Origin of the sequence: Saccharopolyspora sp. NPDC050642 (assembly GCF_040654735.1) — a bacterium.
Lineage (GTDB): Bacteria > Actinomycetota > Actinomycetes > Mycobacteriales > Pseudonocardiaceae > Saccharopolyspora > Saccharopolyspora elongata.
Genome location: NZ_JBFAIN010000034.1, coordinates 35,199 through 55,151 on the forward strand (window position 1 = coordinate 35,199; position 19,953 = coordinate 55,151).

The following is a 19,953-nucleotide window of genomic DNA, read 5'->3' on the forward strand; positions in this document are numbered from 1 at the left end:
AGACCGGACTGCCAGTGCCCAGAAATGTTGAGGATTCGTCGCGGACGCGGCCGTTGAACGACTCGACGTAGCCGTTGCGCAGGGCAGGATGAAGTACAGGCCGGTGCGTTCTCCCAACCAGTCGGACATCGCAGCGCAGGGTTTCCGTAGCGAAGCACGGCCGGATAGCCGCGCAGGGCGGCGAGGCCGTCGAGTTCGCCGCTTCCAGCTCGCAGCAAGGAGAAGTCGAGGCTCGCCTCGATGCCGTTGAGGCGCAGCGCCCGAAGATCCCGGAGTTTCACGACGTTCTCGAACGCGAACTCCGTCGCGGTGCCGACAAGAGCCATCGCCTCAACGCGGAGACCCTCCTCCGCAGGATCCCCACCACACCACGAACAATCGGCCGCAGCCCAGCAAGTCTCGGAGTCGACATCGGACGGCTGGTAGGTGAGCAGGCCGGGAACGCTCCCCACCGCAAGGAGCCGACGCGAAGAATCCACCGCACCGTGGGGGGTTTGGGGGGCTCGGCCCCCCAGTGTTACGCGGAACGCAAAAGGCTCGTGCTCTCCGCGAGCACGAGCCTTCTATTGCGTGGAGCTGAGGGGAATCGAACCCCTGACCTTCTCGATGCGAACGAGACGCGCTACCAACTGCGCTACAGCCCCTTGTTGAGTGCTGACGAAAGCTTAGCAAGGCCCGAAACAGCCTTCGCAGCACCCCCCTCTAAGGGGTCGAGGCCTACTCGCCGGAGGCTCGCCGGTAGGGCTCCCAGGTGCGTTCGTCCAGCTCATCGAACATGGGGTCCTCGTCGTCGATCTCCACGCGCACGGCGCTCGAGTCCGGCCGACGGTCCGCGGGGCGGCCGTCTTCGCGGTCGTCGTCCTCGTCGTACTCGTCGACGAGCTGGTCGTCGATCTCGGCGTCGTCGTACCCGTCGTACTCGCCGTGCTCACCGCTCATCCGGGCCAGCCGCCGGCTGCGGACGTCCTCTTCGATGCGGACCTGGCGGCGCAGGTACGTGAGGTAGCCCACGGTCGACAGGTCGGTGATGCCGTGCACCCACCACAGGACCGGCCACACCATGGCGGCCAGCAGCGCGGTCGTCACGGCCAGCAGCAGCATGACGAGCACGATGCGCTGCCGACGGGCGTACTTCACGCGCGCGGCCAGCGCGGCGGCTTCCGGATCGAAGCCACCGCGGCCGGGGCGGTACCGGCGCCCGGCCCGGACGTCGTCGCTGTGCACGCGTCGCCACGAGCCGTCGGCCTCGTGCTCTTCGATCTCTTCGAGGGCCTCGTCCCGGTCGGTGTCAGGCATCCCGAAAGCCTCCTCCACCTCGTCGGTTGTCGCGGCTCCGGGCGTCGCCGGTCGCCGCCCGCTGCCTCGTCGCACAACTCGTGCGGCGAGCGCGGAATCGGTGGTCTTGGACACTTCTTGGCGACGGCGGGCGAACATCGGAACCAGTACCACCAGCCACGCCGCCGCCAGTGCAGCGAAGATCAACGAGCTGGGCATGCCTCGCCACCTCCCCCTGGCCACCGGCAGCACACAAGTCTGCGATCGCCACGCTAATCACATCAGCCACTTCTGTCTCGGAGCCACGCCGAGTCACAGTGGTTCCCCAGGGACAAGAAAACCGCACGTTCAGAGCAGCCAGCGGCAACATCGACACCGGCGTGTCGGCTTCCGCACCGCCGAATGACTACGATCTTGCGTCCGTTCGGACCAATTTCGGCCGATGATCGCGGGTTCCGCGGTGACGGTGCGTGATCAAGATCTCGGCGTTCAGGGCCGTCTCGCGCCGCCGGACTCGATCAGCCGGTGCACCGCGCCGCCGGGGATCTCCTCGATGGTCAGGGCGTACACGTAGTGGTCCCGCCAGGCGCCCGCCACGTCCAGGTACCGGTGGAACAGCCCTTCGCGGCGGAAGCCGGACTTCTCCAGGACCCGCACGCTCCGCTGGTTCTCGGGCCGCACCGTGGCCTCCAGCCGGTGCAGTCCGACCGCGCCGAAGCAGTGGTCCACCGCCAGCGCGACGGCAGCCGTGGCGATCCCGCCGCCGGCCAGCCGCGCGGCCACCCAGTAGCCGATCCACCCGGAGCGCAGTGCGCCGCGGACGATGTTGCCGACGGTCAGCTGGCCGGCGAAATCGCCGTCGACGGTGATGCTGAACGGCAGCGCCTGGCCGCGGCGGGCCATGCCGCGCAGCGCGCTCCACTGCGCGGGCCAGGCCATCCGCGCGTTCCGCTCCTGCCAGCCGCCGACCGCGGTGGGCTCCCATTCCTGCAGGTAGACACGGTCCTGCAGCCTGATCCGGCTCCAGGCGGAGCCGTCGCGCAGCCGGGGCGGGCGCAGCGCGACGGCGCCCCGCGCGGTGATCAGCGGGCCGAGGCGCGCCGGCCAGCCGGGGTGGCGGCCGATCGGGAACCCATCGGCGTCGGCGGGCTGCATCGGTGGCTCACGCGCGCTGCGAGAGGAACCGGACCTGCACGTCTTCGCCCGCCGCGACTTCGGTGGTGTCCTCGTCGACCACCACCAGGCAGTTCGCCTCGGCCAGCGACGCCAGCAGGTGCGAGCCCGAGGTCCCCAGCGGTTGCACCAGGTAGGAGCCGTTCTTCGGGTCGCGCAGCAGCTGGCCGCGGAGGAAGCCGCGACGCCCCTTCGCGGAGCCGATCGGGGTGAGCAGCTCGGCGGACACGGTGCGGCGGTGCGGGTTGATCTTGCCGAGCGCGGCGCGGATCAACGGCCGCACGAGCACCTCGAAGACGACCAGCGCGCTCACCGGGTTGCTGGGCAGCACGAAGGTCGGGATCTCGTCCGGGCCGAGCCGGCCGAAGCCCTGCACCGAGCCGGGCTGCATGGCCACCCGGGTCGCGTCGAGCTCGCCCAGGTCGGCCAGGGCCGCCCGGACCTCGTTGCCCGCCGCGCCACCCGCGCCGCCTGCGATCACGACGATCTCGGACAGCAGCAGCCGCCCTTCGACGACCTCGCGCAGCCGGCGCGGGTCGCTGTTGACGATGCCGACGCGGGTCACCTCGGCGCCGGCGTCGCGCGCGGCGGCGGCCAGCGCGTAGGAGTTGACGTCGTAGACCTGGCCCTGCCCGGGCGTGCGGTCGACGTCCACCAGCTCGTCGCCGACCGAGATCACCGACACCCGCGGCCGCGGGTGCACCAGCACCTTGTTGCGGCCCACCGCCGCCAGCAGCCCGACCTGCGCCGCGCCGATCGGTGCGCCGCGGCGCACCGCCACGTCACCGGTCTGCACGTCCTCGCCGGTGCGGCGGACGAACGCCGCCGATGGCACCGCCTGCCGCACCGTGACCTTCGCCGGGTGCTCGTCGGTGTACTCCAGCGGCACCACCGCGTCGGCCAGCGTCGGCAGCGGCGCACCGGTGACCACCCGCACCGCCTGCCCCGGCTGCAACCTGCGCGGCTGCCGCGACCCGACCGGGATCTCCCCGACGACCGGCAGCACGGTCGACTCGTCGGCCGTCTGCACGTCGACGCTGCGCACCGCGTAACCGTCGACCGCGGCCTGGTCGAATCCGGGCAGCGCCTGCTCGGCGACGACCTCTTCGGCGCACAGCAGGCCCTGCGCCTCGGAGATCGCGACCCGGACGGGCGCGGGCCGGACGGCCGCCGTGAGTACGCGTGCGAGCTGCTCGTCCACTGACCTCATGGCTGACCTCTTCCCACGTGCCCGAGCCGTGGCCTGGCGCAGCGTGTTAGCTCCTGCTCATCCGTTCGACGAGCCAGTCTCGCAAGTCCGGCCCGTACTCTGGATCCTCCAGCGCGAAGTCCACCGCAGCTTTGAGGAAACCGCCAGGATTTCCCAAGTCGTGTCGCCCACCGCGATGAACCACCACGTGCACCGGGTGTCCTTCGGAGATCAACAACGCTACGGCATCGGTGAGCTGGAGCTCGCCTCCGGCACCTGGCTCGATGCGCTTGAGCGCGTCGAAGACCGCGCGGTCCAGCAGGTAGCGACCGGCGGCGGCGAAGGTGGACGGGGCCTCGTCGGGCGCCGGCTTCTCGACCATGCCGCGGACCTGCTTGACATCGTCTTCATCGGTGTCGGTGACGTCGAAGATGCCGTAGGCGGAGATCTGCTCGCGCGGCACGTCGAACGCGCACAGCACGCTGCCGCCGAAGCGGGCGCGCACCTCGGCCATCCGCGTGAGCACGCCGCGCGGCAGCACGAGGTCGTCGGGCAGCAGCACCGCGACCGCGTCGTCGTCATCGGTCAGGTTCGGTTCCGCGCAGCCCACTGCGTGGCCGAGGCCGAGGGCCCGCTCCTGCACCGCGGTCTCCGCGGCGATCAGCGCCGGCCCGCGGCGGACCTTCGCCAGCAACTCGTCCTTGCCGCGGTCCTTCAGGGTCTGCTCCAGCTCGGGTTGCGGCCGGAAGTACTCGGCGACCGCCCGCTTCTCCGGCGAGGTCACGATGACCAGGCGTTGCGCACCGGCTTCGGCGGCCTCGGCAGCCACCAGCTCGATCCCGGGGGTGTCGACGACCGGGAGCAACTCCTTCGGCACCGCCTTCGTCGTCGGCAGGAACCGGGTTCCCAGACCGGCTGCGGGCACGATGGCGGTCCGGAACGCTTTGGGCGTGCTCGTCGGGCTGCTCATGGCCAGGGAGCCTATCGGGCAGCCCTAGAGTGGACTTGTGAGCTCACTGGACGAATCGCTTACTACCAAGTCCGAGTGGCGCCGCGCGTTGCTCCAAGCGCGCCGGAACGTCGCCGAGGACGCTCGATCGTCCGAGGCCACGGCGCTGCAGGAGGCGCTGCTGCGCTGGCTGGACGGACAGCAGGCGCGGACCGTCACGGCGTACGTCCCGGTGGGCGGCGAGCCGGGGGCGCCCGGCACGCTCGACGCGCTGCGCGACGCCGGGCTGCGCGTCCTGCTGCCGGTCGTGGTCCGCAACGGGCCGCTGGAGTGGGCGGAGTTCACCGGCCCGGATTCGCTGCGACCTGCGGGTTTCGGCCTGCTGGAACCGGCAGGCGAGCGGTTGGGCCCGGCCGCGATCGGCGAGGCCGACGCGCTGCTGGTGCCCGCGCTGGGCGTGGACCACCGGGGCGTTCGGCTGGGGCGTGGCGCCGGTCACTACGACCGGTCGCTGCCGTTGGCCGCGCCGAACGCGCCGCGTATCGGCGTCGTCCGGGACGAGGAATTCGTCGCCGAACTGCCCGGGGAACCGCACGACGTGCGGATGACGGGCGTGCTGACACCCGGTCGTGGGATCGTGGCGCTACCCATGTGACATAGGAGTGTTTGCGCTGGGCACCCAACGTGACGCATTATCGTATTAGCACTCCTGCAGTTCGAGTGCCAGGACGAGATGTCGGAGGTTCACGGCCGTGCCCACTTACCAGTACGCCTGCACCGAATGTGATCACCGGTTCGAGGCGGTGCAGTCGTTCAGCGAGGACTCCCTCAGCGAGTGCCCGAAGTGCACCGGCCGGCTCCGCAAGCTGTTCAACGCCGTGGGCATCGTGTTCAAGGGCTCGGGCTTCTACCGCACCGACAACCGGTCGTCGAACTCGTCGTCCTCGACCACGAGCAACGGCTCGTCGTCCTCCTCGTCGTCGAGCAGCAGCAAGTCCTCCGAGTCGAGCTCGTCGTCTTCGAGCAGCAGCTCCTCGACCACCACGGCCGCCGCTTCCTGATCCCCGCCTCCGGTTCGCCGACCGCAGTCACCGCGGTCGGCGATTTTCGTGTGCGCGCAGGGTGATCCCCTCCGCCGCGGGAGCAATCCGTCCGGGTGAGCCGAGTTGTCCACAGAGGACCGGTTTGTCCACAGATTTCCGCTTCCCCCTCCCGCCCGGGCCGGCGACTCCCTAACTTCGGAGTTCGTCGACCGCCGCGAGCGAGGAGTGGATCATGGCACCGAAGGACCGTCTCAACTCGACAGTGCCGCACCGCATCGGCGCGCTTTTCCTTGGTCGGCCGGGCTTTCGCCTGCACGCCTTGCGCAGGGCGGCCGCCGTGGCGCTACTGCTGCTCGCCGCCGGACTGGCCGTGCAGCCACGTCACGGACCGCCGGAGTCACGCGTCGCGGTTCTCGTCGCCGCCCGCGATCTGCCGCCCGGCCGGGTCCTGTCAAAGGCGGACGTGGCGCGCCGCGAGCTGCCCGCCGACCTGGTGCCGGACGGCGCGTTGCGCGACATCGCCACCGCCGAGGGCCGGGTGCTCGGCAGCGCCGCGCGCAGCGGTGAGCCGCTGACCGACGCCCGGTTCAACGGCCCCGCGGTGGCCTCCGGCGGAGGCGGGACGGCGGCCGCGCCGATCCGCCTCGCCGACCCCGAGGTGGCGGACTTCCTGGTGCCCGGCAGACGAGTGGACCTCGTCACAAACCTCACTCGATCGGGTGATGCTTCGGTGCTTGCGGAGGACGTCCGGGTCGTCGCGGTGCAAGCCCCGCAGGGCCATCGGGACCAGGGCAGACTCATCTTCGTGGGGCTACCGGAGCAGGCCGCTGCGACGGTCGCCGCGGCCGCCCTGAGCCAATCGGTCACCGTTACCCTCCGCTGAGTACGCGTCACGCGCCCGATCCCTATCGATTCGGCGCGTCATCCATCCGGGTCCCGAACGTCGCATCTTTCGAACCGGCGTTCGCCCGGACACACCCATGATCTGGAGAGAGGAGCTCCCAGCGTGCTCAAGGGCTTCAAGGACTTCCTGATGCGCGGCAACGTGATCGAACTGGCCGTCGCCGTGGTCGTCGGTAGCGCGTTCACCGCGCTGGTCACGTCGTTCACCACCAGCATCATCAAGCCGCTCATCGCTGCCACCGGGGGCGGCAACGTCACCGGCCTGAGCATCCAGCTGCGCGACGGCAACGAGGCGTCGATCATCGACTTCGCCGCGGTGATCAACGCGGTGATCACGTTCTTCATCACCGCGGCCGTCGTGTACTTCCTGTTCGTGCTGCCGATGAAGAAGCTCACCGAGCGCCGCAAGAAGGGCCAGGAGGAAGACCCGGCCGACCCGACCGACGTGGAGCTGCTGCAGGAGATCCGCGACCTGCTGCGCCACGAGCAGGGCCTGCCGAAGATCGAGGGCCTCGCCGTGAACGAGAAGACGAGCGTCTCGGGCAACGGCAACGGCCAGCAGAAGTGAGCCTGCGGCCGGGCTCAGCGCGCGTCGTGGTGCGGCGGCCGGTTCTCCCGGTACCAGCGCTCGTCGTCGCCCGCGGGGGCCCGGTCCGGGCGGTCGTCGGAGGTGGTCTCGGGGAGGACGTCGCCGAAGATCTCGGCGAGCTTGCGCCGCCGTTCCCGCTCGGCGGGATCGGAGGTCTTGCCGGAATCGTTCGCGGTCACGCCTCCATCGTCCCCCATCGCCGCGAGTGCGCGTGCGGACCGCCGGACGCAGGTGTGAAGTCGGTTACAGTTAAGACTGCTAGACGTCAAGGCTGCGGGAGCGGCGCCAGGCGTGGCTCACCGGGTGTCGAAGCCACGGGAGGCGAGAGATGAGTTTCCTGGACAAGGCCAAGGAACTGGCCAACCAGGCCAAGGGCAAGGCCGAGGAACTGGCCGAGAAGGCGGGTCCGAGCGCGGCGAAGGGGCTCGACGCGGCCAAGTCGAGCCTGGACAAGGCCACCGGCGGGAAGTACCACGACAAGATCGAGAACGTCAGCCACAAGGTCGAGGGCATGATCAAGCGGGACCACCACCCGGACGGCCAGCCCCCGAAGGGCCCCGACGAGAAGGGCCCGGAAGGCGGCGCGGAACCGCCGAAAACCCCCTGACCCGAACGAAAAGCCCGTGAAACACGACGGTGGCGGCCCCAGCGGGAGCCGCCACCGCCGTTCTCACCCTGGTCAGGCCGTTTCCAGGCCCGAGAGTTGTTCGATCACGTGGGTCACCAGGGGCGTCAGGGTGGCCATGCCGTCCCGGACCGAGGCCCGGGAACCTGCCAGGTTCACCACCAGCGTGCTGCCGGAGACCCCGACCAGGCCGCGCGACACGCCCGCCTCGACCGCGCCCGCCGCCAGGCCGGAGGCCCGCAGCGCCTCCGCGATGCCCGGGATCGGGCGGTCCAGCACGCCCGCCGTCGCATCCGGCGTGACGTCCCGCGGCGACACCCCGGTGCCGCCGACCGTGATCACCACGTCGACCCCGCCGATCACCGCGGTGTTCAGCGCGTTGCGGATGTCCACTGTTTCCCCGGCCACCGCGACGGTGCCGTCGACGATGAAACCGGCTTCCTCCAGCAACTCGGTCACCAGCGGACCGATGTTGTCTTCCTGCTCGCCCTGGGCGACCCGGTCGTCCACCACGACGACGAGGGCCCGGCCCAACCGCTGCGCGCTGCGTTCCATGCCGGTAACCGTAGTGCCAAGGAGTGCCCCGTTCAGATCCAACGAGCCGGTGAGATCGACCATTCGCACGGCCCGCCGCGGAACCACGGTGCCTGTTTCGTCGGACATGTTCCTCCCAGTTCTGCAATGCCCCCGAGCGGTTTTCGACCGTTTTGCGAAGCCTGCGCCGCCGACCGCGCCGAGCCGCCCGGTGGGGGCAGAGCGGACCCGGCACGGTCGACGCGGAACGCGGCCGACGAGCGGCCGCGCGTTCGGATCACCCCTTCTGACCGGCCAGGGTGGCGTCCACGGTCCGGTCCCCGCCCGGGCCGGTGACGGTGATCGGCAGCCGATCACCGGGCGCGTGCGAGCGGACCGCGGCGATCAGCGAGTCGGTGTCCAGGACCGCCCGGTCGCCGATCCTCGTGATGACGTCGCCGGACCGGATCCCGGCCTGCTCGGCGGGCCCGCCCGGGGTGACGTCGCGGACCTGCGCGCCCGCCTGCTGCTGCGAGTTGGTGATCACCACTCCCAGCGTGGTCTGGGTGGCCGAGCCGGTGTCCTTCAGCTCGGTGGAGATCCGCTTGGCCTGGTCGATCGGGATCGCGAAGCCCAGCCCGACCGAGCCGGCCTTCTCCTGGCTCGACCCCGGGCTGTAGATCGCGGAGTTGATGCCCACCACGTTGCCGTCCATGTCCACCAGCGGGCCGCCGGAGTTGCCGGGGTTGATCGCGGCGTCGGTCTGCAGGGCGTTGAGCACGGTGTCCTGGCTGCCCGACTCGCCACCCGCTCGCACCGGGCGGTCCTTGGCGCTGACGATGCCGCTGGTCACGGTGCCGGAGAGGCCGAACGGCGAGCCGATGGCCACGACCGGCGCGCCGACCGGCAGGTCGTCGCTGCGGCCGAGATCGGCCGCGGTGAGGCCGGTGATGTCGGCCTTCACCACCGCGAGGTCCGACTTCGGGTCGGTGCCGACGATCCGCACCGGCGCGGAGCGGTTGTCGTGGAACAGCGCCGTGAGCCGGCCGTTCTGGCCGCCCTCGACGACGTGGTTGTTGGTGAGGATGTAGCCGTCGCTGCTGATCACGATCCCGGAGCCCTCGCCGCCGCCGCGCGCGGTCACCAGCTGCAGCTGGACGACGCTGGGCAGCACCTTCTCCGCGACCTGCTGCACCGAGCCCGCCGGTGCGGTGCTGGCGCTGCGCGCCGGACGCGACTGGTCCAGCGACGTCACGGCGCCCTTGTCACCGCCGAGCTGGTACCCGACGAACCCGCCGATGCCACCGCCGACGAGGCCCGCCACCAGCGCGAGGACCGCTGCGCCCGCGATCAGCCCGACGTGCCTGTTCCGCTGCTGCGGCACCGGGGCGGCGGCGGTGTAGCCGCCGGACGGCCAGGGCTGCGCGTGCGGGAACTGCTGCGTCGCATGCGGCGGCTGCGCGGCGTGCTGGGGCTGCTGCGCGGCCTGGGCGTGCGTTTGCTGCGGCTGTTGGTAGGGCTGCTGCGGAACCCCGGCAGGTGGCGTGTCGCCGGTGCCCGCGACGGGCCCGTCCGCCTGCGGCTTCGGTTCGTCCGGCTGATCGCCGGAGTAGCCCGGGGGGTGATCGGTCATGACTCCACTCTGCTCCAGACGGCTGAGAAGTGCCTGAGACTAGGCTGTGCGACAGCCTGAAAACCGGTCGGGGAACTGTGATTTGCGACTGGTCGAGGGGCCGCGCTCACCGCAGCCGGGCAGCGATCTGCTCCGGCGTGACGTCGTTGATCCACACGCCCATGCCGGATTCCGAGCCCGCGAGGTACTTCAGCTTGTCCGCCGAGCGCAGCACCGAGAAGACCTCCAGGTGCAGCCACGAAAGCTCCCGGCCGGTGCGCACCGGCGCCTGGTGCCAGGCCGCGATGTAGGGCAGCGGGCGGTCGTAGAGGCCGTCGAGGCGGCGCAGGACGTCCAGGTACGTCACGGCGAAGTCGTCGCGCTCGGCGTCGGAGAGCGCGACGATGTCCGGCACCTGGCGGCGCGGCACGAGGTGCACCTCGACCGGCCACCGCGCGGCCGCCGGCACGAACGCGGTCCAGTGCTCGGAGTCGACGACCACCCGCTCGCCCGCGGCGCGCTCGGCGGCGAGCACGTCGCCCTGCACGTGCCGCCCGTGCTGCGCCAGGTACTTCTCGGCGACCTGCAGCATCTTCTCCGTCTTGGGCGTCACGAACGGATAGCCGTAGATCTGGCCGTGCGGGTGGTGCAGCGTGACGCCGATCTCCTCGCCGCGGTTCTCGAAGCAGAACACCTGCTCCACGCCGGGCGTTTCGGCCAGCGCGGCGGTGCGGTCCGCCCAGACGTCCACCACGGTGCGCACCCGGGCCGGGCTGAGCGCGCCGAACGACGAGTCGTGGTCGGCGGTGAAGCACACCACCTCGCAGCGGCCCCGCGCGGGCGCGACCGGCACCATCGGCATTCCATCCACAGTGGACTCATCGCCGGGAATGCCTTGCGCGAACGACGGGAACTGGTTCTCGAAGACGACGACGTCGTAGTCCGGTTCCGGGATCTCGGTGGGCCGTCCGGGCACGCTCGGGCACAGCGGGCAGAGCTCGGCCGGCGGCTTGTAGGTCCGCGCCTGCCGGTGCGCGGCGATCGCCACCCACTCGCCGGTCAGCGGGTCACGCCGCATCTCCGAAGCCGGGGCCTGCGGCGGCAGCGCCCGGGTGTCCTCGGCCAGCCGCTCCCGCGCCGGGTCGGCGTCGAAGTAGATGATCTCCCGCCCGTCGGCCAGGCGTCGCGCCGTCCGCTTCACCGCTCCTCCTCCACACCCCGCTGATCGGCCAGCAGGAGTTCGACGTGCTCGGCCAGCAGCTCGCGCGCGTCGGCCGGCAGCCCCTGGTCGCTGATCAGCAGATCGACCTCGTCGAAGTCGACGATCGTGGAGATCCCGACGGTCGACCACTTGGCGCTGTCGGCGACCACGATCAGCCGCCCGGCCGCCTCGGCCAGCGCCCGGTTGGTCTCGCTCTCGTTGAGGTTCGGGGTGGTGAAGCCGGCCCGCGGCGCCATCCCGTGCACCCCGAGGAACACCAGGTCCAGGTGCAGGGAGCGCAGCGCCTGCACGGCGACCGGCCCGACCAGCGCATCCGACGGGGTGCGGACGCCGCCGGTGAGCACCACGGTGCGGTCGGTGCGGCCGCGCTGCTGCAGGGCGTCGGCGACCCGCACCGAGTTGGTCACCACCGTCAGGTCGGCGACATCGTCGAGGTGGCGCGCGAGCGTCCAGGTGGTCGTGCCTGCGGACAGGCCGATCGCGGTGCCCGGCCGGACCTGCTCGGCGGCCAGCCGCGCGATCGCCTCCTTCTCGGCGAGCTGGCGCACCGACTTGGCCTCGAAGCCCGGCTCATCAGTGCTGCGGCCGATCGTCGAGGTGGCGCCGCCGTAGACCTTCTCCACCAGACCGCGCCGGGCGAGCGCGTCGAGATCGCGGCGGATCGTCATGTCCGACACGCCGAGCCGCAGCACCAGCTCGCCGACCTGCACCGCTCCGGTGCGCCGCACCTCGTCGAGGATCACTTCCTGGCGTTGCCGCGCGAGCACAGCACCGTCCCCTCAGACCGTCGAACGGCCGCGCGGGCTAGTGAGTGATCGTTCCGGTTCTTCCGGAACGATCACTCACGAGCACACCTGCGCAGCCCAAGCAAACAAGAACCAACACTACCCGACCGGGCTACCGGCGGATGGTGGTCACTCCGAGGCAGCGCCCGGAGCATTGCTGTTCATTGCTGTTCGATGTACTGGGGACTACCCGGCAGCGTCATGCGCAGCAGCGCGCCGCCCTCGGGGGCCTCGCCGGCCCAGACCGTGCCGCCGTGCCGCTCGGCGACCTGCTTGACGATCGACAGGCCCAGCCCGGAGCCCGGCAGGGTCCGGGCGTCGGAGGACCGGTAGAAGCGCTCGAACACGTACGGCCGGTCCCCGGCCGCGATGCCGGGACCGCTGTCGGCGACCTCCAGCACTGTGGTGCCGCCGGCCGGCTCGGGATGCAGGTCCACCCGCACCCGGCCGCCGTCCGGGCTCCACTTCGCGGCGTTGTCCAGCAGGTTCAGCACCGCGCGCTCCAACGCCGTCGCGTCGCCCATCATCACCCACGGCTCCAGGCGGACGTCGAACTCGATGCGCGGGGCGCGGCGGCGCGCGCGGTTCAACGCGCGCTCCACGACGTCGACCAGGTCCACCGGCTCGTGCACGGCCTGCGGGGTGTCCTCCCTGGCCAGCTCGACGAGGTCGCCGACCAGCGCGGACAGCTCCATCACCTGGGCCTGGACGTCGGCGAACATCTCAGCCCGGTCCTGCTCGGACAGCTCCGGCGCGTCCGGCCGGGCCGAGGCCATCAGCAGCAGCTCCAGGTTGGTGCGCAGCGAGGTCAGCGGGGTGCGCAGCTCGTGCCCGGCGTCGGCCACCAGGCGCCGCTGCCGCTCCTGCGACTCGGCCAGGGCGCCGAGCATCCGGTTGAAACTGGTGGTCAACCGGGCCAGCTCGTCGTCGCCGCCGACCGGGATCGGCCGCAGGTCGCCGGTGAGCGCGACGCGCTCGGTGGCCGCCGTGAGCCGCTGCACCGGCCGCAGCCCGGCGCGGGCCACCGCCGTCCCGGCGGCCGCCGCGAGCAGGATCCCGGCGCCGCCCATCACCACCAGCACCACGCTCAGCTGCGCGAGCGTCCGCTGCGTCGGGTCCATCGACGTGGACATCACCAGCGCGGCGTTCTGCCCGGTCGGCACCGCCACCACCCGGCTGTTGGTGCGCTGATCGGTGCGCAGCGATTCCCGGGTCTCGCCCTTGGCGACCGCGAGCTCGTCGACGCTCATCGGCGGCCGGTCGGCCGGGCCGACCACGACGCCGTCCGCGGACAGCACGCTGATCTTGAAGTTCTGGGCGACGAAGAACGCCACCGGCACCTGCTGCAGGTCGGCGGTGCGCACCAGCGGGCCCTCCGCGGCCTCCACCGCGCGCTCGACGAGGTTGTCGTCCAACTGCTGGTAGAGGCTGTCTCGCACGGTGACGAAGGCCGCGACGGACACCAACGCCACCGCGCCGGCGACGCAGACCGCCGCTAGCCAGGTGACGCGGTTGCGCAGCGAGACGCGCTGGAACCGGCCTTTCGGACGCTCGTGCGGCTCCAGGTCCGGCGGGGGTGGTGCGGGAACCGTCACGGCGGCGTCTCGCGGAGCACGTAGCCGACGCCGCGGACGGTGTGGATCAGCCGCGGCTCACCCTCGGCCTCGGTCTTGCGGCGCAGGTACCCGATGTAGACCTCCAGGGCGTTGCCCGAGGTCGGGAAGTCGTAGCCCCACACGTCCTCCAGCAGGCGACTGCGGGTCAGCACCTGCTTCGGGTGCGCCATCAGCAGTTCCAGCAGGGCGAACTCGGTGCGGGTCAGGCTGATCGGCCGCTCGCCGCGGCGGACCTCGCGGGTGCCCGGGTCCAGCTCCAGGTCGGCGAAGCGCAGCGCGGGCGGCAGCTCGTCCGGTCCCGCATCCGGCGGGCTGGCGCGGCGCAGCAGGGCGCGGAGCCGGGCCAGCAGCTCTTCGAGCGCGAACGGCTTGGGCAGGTAGTCGTCGGCGCCCGCATCGAGCCCGGCGACCCGGTCGGACACGGCGTCGCGCGCGGTGAGCACCAGGATCGGCAGATCGTCGCCGGTGCTGCGGAGGCGGCGCGCGACCTCCAGGCCGTCCAGGCGGGGCATCATCACATCGAGCACCATGGCGTCCGGACGGTTGCCCGCCAGGAAGTCCAATGCCTGTTGACCGTCCGCCGCGAGCTCGACCTGGTACCCGTTGAACTGCAACGACCTTCGCAGGGATTCCCGCACGGCACGATCGTCGTCGACGACGAGGATGCGCATGGGCACAGTGTTACCCCTGGCCCTGAGAAGCAGCTGAGAACCCGCCGTGCGTCGCGGCACCGCGTGACATCCATCTCCACCCGAGTGCCATTCCGGCGCGCACCATCACCCTGGGTGATCGCGCGCGCCGGTTCGGTCACCGCTGTTGGAAGTGCCGGATGAGCGCGCGCGGCACCAGCTTGCGCTCCCCGTCGACGACGATCGGCACCAGGTCGGGCGCGGTCGCCTTCCACTGCGATCGGCGGTGGCGGGTGTTGCTGCGGGACATCTTCCGCTTGGGAACGGCCATGTCGGTCCTCTCGTCGTTCTGGTGTTTCCGCTGCTCATGGGCCGTGCGTGTGTTGTGTTGCCATAGCGACGCAAAGCACGCACGGCTGCTGATCAGCGGGTCCGGTCGCCGTAGCGGCGGCGGAACTTCTCGACCCGGCCCTGGGTGTCGAGCACCCGCTGGTTGCCGGTCCAGAACGGGTGCGAGTAGGCGGTCACGTCGATCACGATCAGCGGGTACGTGTTGCCGTCCGCCCACTCCGTCCGCACGTCGGACGTGGCGGTGGAGCGGGTCAGGAAGCGGTCGCCGGTGGCGCGGTCCTGGAACACGACCGGCCGGTATTCGGGATGGATCCCGGGTTTCACGAGTTCTCCTCCAAGGTCGTTCGAAATCGGTCCCCTGCGGCGCGAGCCCCGTGCGGAGTGGGGCGTTACGCCTTGCCGGTCTCGCCGGTGGCGTCCGCGGTGGTCTCCGCCGGGTCGTCCCCGCACGGATCGGTGTGCCATTCGCCGAACGGGTCGTCGTAGCTCGCCCACGCCCGCTGCCCCGCGGCGAGCTCGTCGTCGGTGAGCAGGGCGTGGCGCAGGGCGTGGACGATGTCCCGCGGATCGGCCTCGTGGACGATCACGACGAGCTCCTGCATCCGGTCGCCGTAGTAGTCGTCCCAGGTCAGCGAGGCCCTGACCTGGCGCTCGGCCGAGACGTCCGCCCAGTCGGCGGGCTCCAGCGCGGCCAGCCACGCCCCGGCGTGCGCGACGCCGAGTCCGCCGCCGGCGGACTCCAGCCACAGCGCGACGTCCGGCTGGCTGGCCACCCAGACCCGGCCGCGGGTGCGCACCACGCCGTCCAGCAGCACGTCGATCGCCTCGTGCAGCCGCTCCGGGTGGAACGGCCGCCGCTCCTCGAACAGCACCACCGACACTCCCGCGTCGGTGTCCAGCGACGGCTGCCCGCGCAGCAACCGGCCCTGCGGCCCGTCGACCTCGCCACGCCGCGCGTCGGCGGGCACCTTCGCCAGCAGCGCGGAAACGTCCAGGCCGTCCAGGTGCGCGGCGGGGGCGTTGGGCGTGAGCCGGGCGATCACCGCCTCGGTTCGCACCCGGTTCCACCGGTCGCCGGAGCGGCCGGCGAGCACGATGGCGTCGGCGAACTCGACCTGCCCCACCGCGACCTGGGCGACGGTGCGCTCGTCGTCCGCGCTGCCGCCGAGGCCGCGCTCGACGAGTTCCTCCTCGCCGGTCGCGTCGGCCAGCCAGGTGGCCAGGTCGACGGTGGTGACGACGGCTCGGACCTCGACGTCGTCGACCAGCGGGCGGTCGTCCACCAGGACGTTCTGCAGCGCCCAGCAAATCGTTTCGGGTTCCAGCGCCGGATCGAGCTGCACGACGACCCGGGTCACGTCAGGCGCGGCGGACAGCCTGCGCAGCAGCGGCAGCATGTCGAGGCGCAGGGTGCAGGACACGCAGCCGTGCGCCAGCTCCAGCACCTCGGTGGTCTCGGTGTCTCCGTGCCGGACCAGGCGCCGGACCACGCCCTGGGTGACTTCGCGCAGGTCGTGGTGCACGAGCGCGGTGCCCGCCGGGTCTTCCCGCCACGCCGCTCCGGCCGCCGCCGCGACCTGCTCCGCGCGGATCCCGGCCACCATGATCAGCGGAGTCCGCCGGTTCGCGGACGACTCGGTTCCCATCCCCACCTCAATCGACAACGGTTTTCATCTGACGCGAGCACACGCTACCCTCGTCGGCGACGAAATGAAAATGGATGTCATTATCGAGAGGAAGGTCATGTCCGTCCGCTGCCAGGTGACCGGGAAGAAACCCGGCTACGGCAACCAGGTCTCCCACTCCCACCACCGCACCCGCCGCCGCTGGCTGCCCAACGTGCAGCGGAAGCGCTACTGGCTGCCGTCCGAAGGCCGCTGGATCCGGCTGCGGGTGTCGACGAAGGGGATGAAGACGATCGAGAAGCAGGGCATCGAGGCCGTGGTGGCCGCGATGCGAGCGCGAGGGGAACGCGTCTGATGGCCAAGAGCACCGACGTCCGCCCGGTGGTCAAGCTGCGATCCACCGCAGGCACCGGCTTCACGTACGTGACCACCAAGAACCGCCGGAACAACCCGGACCGCCTGGTCCTGCGCAAGTACGACCCGGTGGCCCGCAAGCACGTCGAGTTCCGCGAAGAGCGCTGAAGGAATCAAGCGTCGCGGTGGCGACTGCGCTCGCGGAAGGCAGAAGCGGCTGCGCAGCTTGCTCGACGGAAGTCACGGGCGAGCGCGCTCGCTGCCGATCTCCCCATCCCTTACCCCTGCTCGCGAGTGGTCGTTCCGGTTCTTACCGGAACTGCCGCTCACGAGCTTCGAGCAGTGAAAGGAACGGCCGAGTGGCCAAGAAGTCCAAGATCGCGCGCAACGAGCAGCGGCGCGAGATCGTCGCCCGGTACGCGCAGCGGCGGGCCGAGCTGAAGCAGATCATCGTCGCGCCCGGCAGCAGCCCCGAGGAACGCGTGGCCGCTCAGCGCGAGCTGCAGCGCCAGCCGCGCGATGCGAGCCCGGTTCGCCTGCGCAACCGGGACGCCGTCGACGGGCGTCCGCGCGGCTACTTCCGCAAGTTCGGCGTCTCCCGGGTGCGGCTGCGCGAGCTGGCGCACGCCGGCGAGCTGCCCGGCGTGACGAAGTCGAGTTGGTGATCCGTGGTGCACAACGACCGGCGCAGCGTGCGCCGCAAGCCGAACCTGCTCCAGCGCGAAGGCGTCGTCCAGGTGGACTGGAAGGACACCGCGCTGCTGCGGAAGTTCATCTCCGACCGGGGCAAGATCCGCTCCCGTCGCGTCACCGGCCTGACCACGCAGGAGCAGCGCGAGGTGGCGCGAGCGATCAAGAACGCCCGCGAGATGGCCCTGCTCCCCTACCCCGGGAACGGCCGGAAATGAACCATTTGCCCAGGTAGATGCTCGTGAGCGTGTTGGATCGCCAGAGCGCTCCAACACGCTCACGACACCTGAGCAGGCAAAACCCTCCGCCGGTGCCCCTCGCCCCGCGACCTTCGGCACCAGCGGCAGGATGGTCGACGATGACGATCGCCGGACGAGCTTCCAAGTTGACCGACACCGCCCCCGCCGCCGACCTCTACGACGTGATCAACCGCCGCCGCGACGTGCGCCGGGAGTTCACCGGCGGCGAGCTGCCCGAACCAGTGCTGCGCCGCGTCCTGACCGCCGCGCACAGCGCGCCCAGCGTCGGACTGTCCCAGCCGTGGGACTTCGTCCTGGTCCGCGACGACGCCACCCGCCGCGCCTTCCGCGAACACGTGCTGGCCGAGCGAAGCGTCTTCGCCGCCCGGCTCGACGGGGAACGCGCCGAGACCTTCGCCAAGATCAAGGTCGAGGGCATCGTGGAATCGTCGCTGGGCATCGTCGTCACCTACGACCCGAACCGCGGCGCACCGCAGGTGCTCGGCCGCCACGCGATCGCCGACGCCGGCCTGTACTCGGTGTGCCTGGCCATCCAGAACCTGTGGCTGGCCGCCACCGCCGAAGGCCTGGGCGTCGGCTGGGTCAGCTTCTACCGCGAGGAGTTCCTCCGCCGGCTGCTGGGCATTCCGCAGGGGGTGCGTCCGGTGGCATGGTTGTGCGTAGGGCCGGTGCGATCCCTGGCCGACACGCCGGACCTGGAGCGGCACGGCTGGCGGCAGCGGCTGCCACTGGAACAGGTCGTGCACTACGACAAGTACGGACAAGGTCGCAGCCGGTAGCCTGGACGGCACGAAACCGCTCCGGCACGCGGTTCCACTACAAGTTGCGCTCCCTGCGAGGACGCGGTGCAGCAGGATGATCCGCTGATGGTCGGCCACCTGCCGGCCCACGACCGCCACGTGCGGCTGTTGCTGGACTCCGGCCGCTTCGCCGCGGCGAACGCGGCGTTCGACGAGCTGATCAAGGCCGGGACCAGCGAAGTCGGCGAGCACTGGAACCGCCCGACCGTGCTGGTGCACCGGGCGTCGCTGGCGTGGCGGCTGGGTCGCATCCCGCTCGCCCTGGAACTGATCGCCGAGGGCTGGACCGATCTCGACGTGGACCGCCCGGAAGGCCCGGCGGCCGCGCACACCATCAGCATGCTCGGCTACCTGCTGGAGACCATCGGCCACCGCGGCCCGGCGCTGGAGCTGATGGCGCTGTCGGTGCAGATCGCGCGCGACTCCGACGACCAGGCGGCGCTGGCGCACTGCCTGAGCCGGGAGGGCAACGCGCGGGTGTTCCGCGCCGTGACCCGCCCCGACGGGACCAGCAGGGCGCAGTTCGAGCTGGCCCGCGACCTGTTCGACGAGTCGCAGGGGCTGGCCAAGCCCGGGCAGGTGAAGCGCTCCGCGCTGGCCGGGTTCGCGCGGGCGCTGGCCGGCGTCGGCGAGACGGCCGCAGCCGAGCGGACCGCCCTGGAGGCGCTGGCGCTGGGTCGCGGCGCCGACGACTGGTTCACCACCGCGGTGGCGAACTGGGTGCTGGCGGTGGTGCGCCGCGAGCAGAACCGGCTGGAGGAGGCCCGCACGTTCGCCAGCCGCGCCCTGGAAGGCGCCGAAACGATCCGCGACACCATGCTGATGATGCAGTTCTCCCTCGACCTCGCGGCGATCTGCGAGGAGCTGTCCGACCCGGTCGGCGAGTCCGCCGCGCTGCGGCGAACGGTCGCCGCGAGCAGCACGGCGGTGGACGTGCTGCAGGAGGGGCTGGGGCAGGCGCTGGAGCAGCGCCGGGTGGCGGTGCAGGCGCAGCGCATGGCGGTGGCCGCCCGCGAAGCCGCGCTGCGCGACCCGCTGACCGGCCTCACCAACCGCCTCGGCCTGGAGCGGCGCGCACCCGTGCTGCTGGAGAGCACCGCGGCGGCCGGCCGAGTGCCGTGGCTGTTGTTGCTGGACGTGGACTGGTTCAAGGACGTCAACGACCTCGCCGGCCACACCGCGGGCGACGTGGTGCTCCAAGAAGTCGCGAACCTGCTGCGCCGCGAATGCCGCGGCGACGACCTCATCTGCCGCTGGGCGGGCGACGAGTTCGTGGTGCTGCTCGTCGACGCCTCGGAGGAGTCCCGCGACGCCGGGCCGATCGTCGCCGAGCGGATCCGCGCCGCGGTGCAACGGCACGACTGGCGGCTGGTGCTCGGGCGGCTCACCAAGGCGCCGACGGTGAGCATCGGCGTCGCGGCGGGGCCGGCGAACCTGGAGCACCTGTTCGCCGCCGCCGACATCGCGCTGTACCGGGCGAAGCGGGCCGGGCGCAACCGGTGGGAGATCGATGGGGACCGGCCGACCGCGGACAGCTCGACCACGAGTTGAGGCGCACCCGGCTCGATTAGGATCGATCGCCATGTCCACCGCGCTGCGATCTCCGATCGACGGGTTTCCCCTGCGCAGCAAGGTAGAATCGACACCGGAAGCCCGGAAGCCCGGAAGCCCGGAAGCCCGGAAGCCCGGAAGCCCGGAAGCCCGGAAGCCCGGAAGCCCGGAAGCCCGGAAGCCCGGAAGCCCGGAAGCC

25 protein-coding genes and 1 tRNA gene are annotated in these 19,953 nt (G+C 71.3%); 11 read left to right on the top strand and 15 right to left on the bottom strand.

All coding sequences use genetic code 11. The annotated features are described in order from the left end of the window. Positions 1 to 571: 571 nt before the first annotated feature. From AB0H93_RS34570 to AB0H93_RS34590, 5 genes are all read right to left on the bottom strand, one after another. A tRNA-Ala gene (locus tag AB0H93_RS34570) sits at positions 572 to 644 on the bottom strand. A 73-nt stretch (positions 645 to 717) separates the two neighbouring features. Continuing rightward, positions 718 to 1,494, bottom strand: a complete 777-nt coding sequence (gene glpR, locus AB0H93_RS34575; protein WP_358578772.1) for a gephyrin-like molybdotransferase receptor GlpR — start codon at positions 1,492 to 1,494, stop codon at positions 718 to 720. A gap of 270 nt (positions 1,495 to 1,764) precedes the next feature. Next, positions 1,765 to 2,430: a GNAT family protein gene (locus tag AB0H93_RS34580; RefSeq protein WP_358578775.1), complete on the bottom strand. Its 666-nt coding sequence runs from the start codon at positions 2,428 to 2,430 to the stop codon at positions 1,765 to 1,767. A 7-nt stretch (positions 2,431 to 2,437) separates the two neighbouring features. Continuing rightward, positions 2,438 to 3,658 carry a gephyrin-like molybdotransferase Glp gene (glp, locus tag AB0H93_RS34585; RefSeq protein ID WP_358578777.1) on the bottom strand — a complete coding sequence of 407 codons (1,221 nt, stop codon included), beginning with the start codon at positions 3,656 to 3,658 and terminating at the stop codon, positions 2,438 to 2,440. Between the two features lie 46 nt (positions 3,659 to 3,704). Further along, positions 3,705 to 4,607 carry a UTP--glucose-1-phosphate uridylyltransferase gene (locus AB0H93_RS34590; protein WP_358578779.1) on the bottom strand — a complete coding sequence of 301 codons (903 nt, stop codon included), beginning with the start codon at positions 4,605 to 4,607 and terminating at the stop codon, positions 3,705 to 3,707. A 37-nt stretch (positions 4,608 to 4,644) separates the two neighbouring features. Between AB0H93_RS34590 and AB0H93_RS34595 the strand changes: the two genes are divergently transcribed. The 4 genes from AB0H93_RS34595 (at position 4,645) to mscL (ending at position 7,100) form a co-directional block, all read left to right on the top strand. Further along, positions 4,645 to 5,241 carry a 5-formyltetrahydrofolate cyclo-ligase gene (locus AB0H93_RS34595; protein ID WP_358578781.1) on the top strand — a complete coding sequence of 199 codons (597 nt, stop codon included), beginning with the start codon at positions 4,645 to 4,647 and terminating at the stop codon, positions 5,239 to 5,241. 97 nt (positions 5,242 to 5,338) lie between these two features. Next, positions 5,339 to 5,647: an FmdB family zinc ribbon protein gene (locus tag AB0H93_RS34600; RefSeq protein ID WP_132492900.1), complete on the top strand. Its 309-nt coding sequence runs from the start codon at positions 5,339 to 5,341 to the stop codon at positions 5,645 to 5,647. A 214-nt stretch (positions 5,648 to 5,861) separates the two neighbouring features. Beyond that, on the top strand, positions 5,862 to 6,512 hold the full coding sequence (locus AB0H93_RS34605; RefSeq protein ID WP_358578784.1) for an SAF domain-containing protein: 651 nt from the start codon (positions 5,862 to 5,864) through the stop codon (positions 6,510 to 6,512). 123 nt (positions 6,513 to 6,635) lie between these two features. Then, positions 6,636 to 7,100: a large conductance mechanosensitive channel protein MscL gene (mscL, locus tag AB0H93_RS34610; RefSeq protein ID WP_358578786.1), complete on the top strand. Its 465-nt coding sequence runs from the start codon at positions 6,636 to 6,638 to the stop codon at positions 7,098 to 7,100. Positions 7,101 to 7,114: 14 nt separating this feature from the next. Here mscL and AB0H93_RS34615 read toward each other — a convergent pair whose 3' ends face one another. Further along, positions 7,115 to 7,300 carry a hypothetical protein gene (locus AB0H93_RS34615; RefSeq protein WP_358578788.1) on the bottom strand — a complete coding sequence of 62 codons (186 nt, stop codon included), beginning with the start codon at positions 7,298 to 7,300 and terminating at the stop codon, positions 7,115 to 7,117. Between the two features lie 149 nt (positions 7,301 to 7,449). On the opposite strand from AB0H93_RS34615, the gene AB0H93_RS34620 reads away from it, so the two are divergent. Then, positions 7,450 to 7,728, top strand: coding sequence for an antitoxin (locus AB0H93_RS34620; RefSeq protein ID WP_132492908.1), 279 nt, complete (start codon positions 7,450 to 7,452; stop codon positions 7,726 to 7,728). A gap of 72 nt (positions 7,729 to 7,800) precedes the next feature. On the opposite strand, the gene AB0H93_RS34625 is transcribed toward AB0H93_RS34620, so the two are convergent. From AB0H93_RS34625 to AB0H93_RS34665, 9 genes are all read right to left on the bottom strand, one after another. After that, positions 7,801 to 8,301, bottom strand: a complete 501-nt coding sequence (locus tag AB0H93_RS34625) for a MogA/MoaB family molybdenum cofactor biosynthesis protein (protein WP_132492910.1) — start codon at positions 8,299 to 8,301, stop codon at positions 7,801 to 7,803. A 256-nt stretch (positions 8,302 to 8,557) separates the two neighbouring features. Next, the gene (locus tag AB0H93_RS34630) at positions 8,558 to 9,892 is read right to left on the bottom strand and encodes a trypsin-like peptidase domain-containing protein (protein ID WP_358578791.1); all 1,335 of its coding nucleotides are present in this window, start codon (positions 9,890 to 9,892) and stop codon (positions 8,558 to 8,560) included. Between the two features lie 106 nt (positions 9,893 to 9,998). Then, positions 9,999 to 11,072 (bottom strand): galactose-1-phosphate uridylyltransferase, encoded by a 1,074-nt coding sequence (galT, locus tag AB0H93_RS34635; protein WP_358578793.1) that lies wholly within the window; start codon positions 11,070 to 11,072, stop codon positions 9,999 to 10,001. Continuing rightward, positions 11,069 to 11,860, bottom strand: a complete 792-nt coding sequence (locus AB0H93_RS34640; RefSeq protein WP_358578795.1) for a DeoR/GlpR family DNA-binding transcription regulator — start codon at positions 11,858 to 11,860, stop codon at positions 11,069 to 11,071. The genes galT and AB0H93_RS34640 overlap by 4 nt, the downstream gene beginning before the upstream one ends. Before the next feature lie 179 nt (positions 11,861 to 12,039). After that, positions 12,040 to 13,473 (bottom strand): HAMP domain-containing sensor histidine kinase, encoded by a 1,434-nt coding sequence (locus AB0H93_RS34645; RefSeq protein WP_358578797.1) that lies wholly within the window; start codon positions 13,471 to 13,473, stop codon positions 12,040 to 12,042. Further along, positions 13,470 to 14,165 carry a response regulator transcription factor gene (locus AB0H93_RS34650; protein WP_358578799.1) on the bottom strand — a complete coding sequence of 232 codons (696 nt, stop codon included), beginning with the start codon at positions 14,163 to 14,165 and terminating at the stop codon, positions 13,470 to 13,472. The genes AB0H93_RS34645 and AB0H93_RS34650 overlap by 4 nt, the downstream gene beginning before the upstream one ends. 136 nt (positions 14,166 to 14,301) lie before the next feature. Beyond that, the gene (rpmF, locus tag AB0H93_RS34655; protein WP_132492918.1) at positions 14,302 to 14,454 is read right to left on the bottom strand and encodes a 50S ribosomal protein L32; all 153 of its coding nucleotides are present in this window, start codon (positions 14,452 to 14,454) and stop codon (positions 14,302 to 14,304) included. Between the two features lie 92 nt (positions 14,455 to 14,546). Continuing rightward, positions 14,547 to 14,798, bottom strand: a complete 252-nt coding sequence (locus AB0H93_RS34660; protein WP_358578802.1) for a type B 50S ribosomal protein L31 — start codon at positions 14,796 to 14,798, stop codon at positions 14,547 to 14,549. A gap of 65 nt (positions 14,799 to 14,863) precedes the next feature. Beyond that, positions 14,864 to 16,120, bottom strand: coding sequence for a GTP-binding protein (locus AB0H93_RS34665; RefSeq protein WP_358578804.1), 1,257 nt, complete (start codon positions 16,118 to 16,120; stop codon positions 14,864 to 14,866). A 97-nt stretch (positions 16,121 to 16,217) separates the two neighbouring features. On the opposite strand from AB0H93_RS34665, the gene rpmB reads away from it, so the two are divergent. The 6 genes from rpmB to AB0H93_RS34695 all read left to right on the top strand — a co-directional run bounded on the left by rpmB (position 16,218) and on the right by AB0H93_RS34695 (position 19,754). Then, positions 16,218 to 16,454 carry a 50S ribosomal protein L28 gene (rpmB, locus tag AB0H93_RS34670; RefSeq protein ID WP_358578807.1) on the top strand — a complete coding sequence of 79 codons (237 nt, stop codon included), beginning with the start codon at positions 16,218 to 16,220 and terminating at the stop codon, positions 16,452 to 16,454. Continuing rightward, complete coding sequence (gene rpmG, locus AB0H93_RS34675; protein WP_132492926.1) at positions 16,454 to 16,621, top strand: 50S ribosomal protein L33; 168 nt, start codon at positions 16,454 to 16,456, stop codon at positions 16,619 to 16,621. The genes rpmB and rpmG overlap by 1 nt, the downstream gene beginning before the upstream one ends. 191 nt (positions 16,622 to 16,812) lie before the next feature. Continuing rightward, positions 16,813 to 17,118 carry a 30S ribosomal protein S14 gene (gene rpsN / locus AB0H93_RS34680; RefSeq protein WP_132492928.1) on the top strand — a complete coding sequence of 102 codons (306 nt, stop codon included), beginning with the start codon at positions 16,813 to 16,815 and terminating at the stop codon, positions 17,116 to 17,118. Between the two features lie 3 nt (positions 17,119 to 17,121). Beyond that, positions 17,122 to 17,361 carry a 30S ribosomal protein S18 gene (rpsR, locus tag AB0H93_RS34685; RefSeq protein WP_358578810.1) on the top strand — a complete coding sequence of 80 codons (240 nt, stop codon included), beginning with the start codon at positions 17,122 to 17,124 and terminating at the stop codon, positions 17,359 to 17,361. Positions 17,362 to 17,501: 140 nt separating this feature from the next. Beyond that, positions 17,502 to 18,182 carry a 5,6-dimethylbenzimidazole synthase gene (gene bluB, locus AB0H93_RS34690; RefSeq protein ID WP_358578812.1) on the top strand — a complete coding sequence of 227 codons (681 nt, stop codon included), beginning with the start codon at positions 17,502 to 17,504 and terminating at the stop codon, positions 18,180 to 18,182. 87 nt (positions 18,183 to 18,269) lie between these two features. Next, the gene (locus AB0H93_RS34695) at positions 18,270 to 19,754 is read left to right on the top strand and encodes a diguanylate cyclase (protein WP_358578887.1); all 1,485 of its coding nucleotides are present in this window, start codon (positions 18,270 to 18,272) and stop codon (positions 19,752 to 19,754) included. Positions 19,755 to 19,953 lie beyond the last annotated feature (199 nt).

Coding starts and splice junctions, on each gene's coding strand:
- AB0H93_RS34650 (WP_358578799.1), bottom strand. CDS start 14,165: ATGCGCATCCTCGTCGTCGACGACGATCGTGCCGTGCGGGAATCCCTG.
- AB0H93_RS34605 (WP_358578784.1), top strand. CDS start 5,862: ATGGCACCGAAGGACCGTCTCAACTCGACAGTGCCGCACCGCATCGGC.
- AB0H93_RS34695 (WP_358578887.1), top strand. CDS start 18,270: ATGGTCGGCCACCTGCCGGCCCACGACCGCCACGTGCGGCTGTTGCTG.
- AB0H93_RS34665 (WP_358578804.1), bottom strand. CDS start 16,120: ATGGGAACCGAGTCGTCCGCGAACCGGCGGACTCCGCTGATCATGGTG.
- AB0H93_RS34620 (WP_132492908.1), top strand. CDS start 7,450: ATGAGTTTCCTGGACAAGGCCAAGGAACTGGCCAACCAGGCCAAGGGC.
- bluB (WP_358578812.1), top strand. CDS start 17,502: ATGACGATCGCCGGACGAGCTTCCAAGTTGACCGACACCGCCCCCGCC.
- AB0H93_RS34590 (WP_358578779.1), bottom strand. CDS start 4,607: ATGAGCAGCCCGACGAGCACGCCCAAAGCGTTCCGGACCGCCATCGTG.
- rpmF (WP_132492918.1), bottom strand. CDS start 14,454: ATGGCCGTTCCCAAGCGGAAGATGTCCCGCAGCAACACCCGCCACCGC.
- AB0H93_RS34625 (WP_132492910.1), bottom strand. CDS start 8,301: ATGGAACGCAGCGCGCAGCGGTTGGGCCGGGCCCTCGTCGTCGTGGTG.
- AB0H93_RS34580 (WP_358578775.1), bottom strand. CDS start 2,430: ATGCAGCCCGCCGACGCCGATGGGTTCCCGATCGGCCGCCACCCCGGC.
- glpR (WP_358578772.1), bottom strand. CDS start 1,494: ATGCCCAGCTCGTTGATCTTCGCTGCACTGGCGGCGGCGTGGCTGGTG.
- rpmB (WP_358578807.1), top strand. CDS start 16,218: ATGTCCGTCCGCTGCCAGGTGACCGGGAAGAAACCCGGCTACGGCAAC.
- AB0H93_RS34630 (WP_358578791.1), bottom strand. CDS start 9,892: ATGACCGATCACCCCCCGGGCTACTCCGGCGATCAGCCGGACGAACCG.
- rpmG (WP_132492926.1), top strand. CDS start 16,454: ATGGCCAAGAGCACCGACGTCCGCCCGGTGGTCAAGCTGCGATCCACC.
- glp (WP_358578777.1), bottom strand. CDS start 3,658: ATGAGGTCAGTGGACGAGCAGCTCGCACGCGTACTCACGGCGGCCGTC.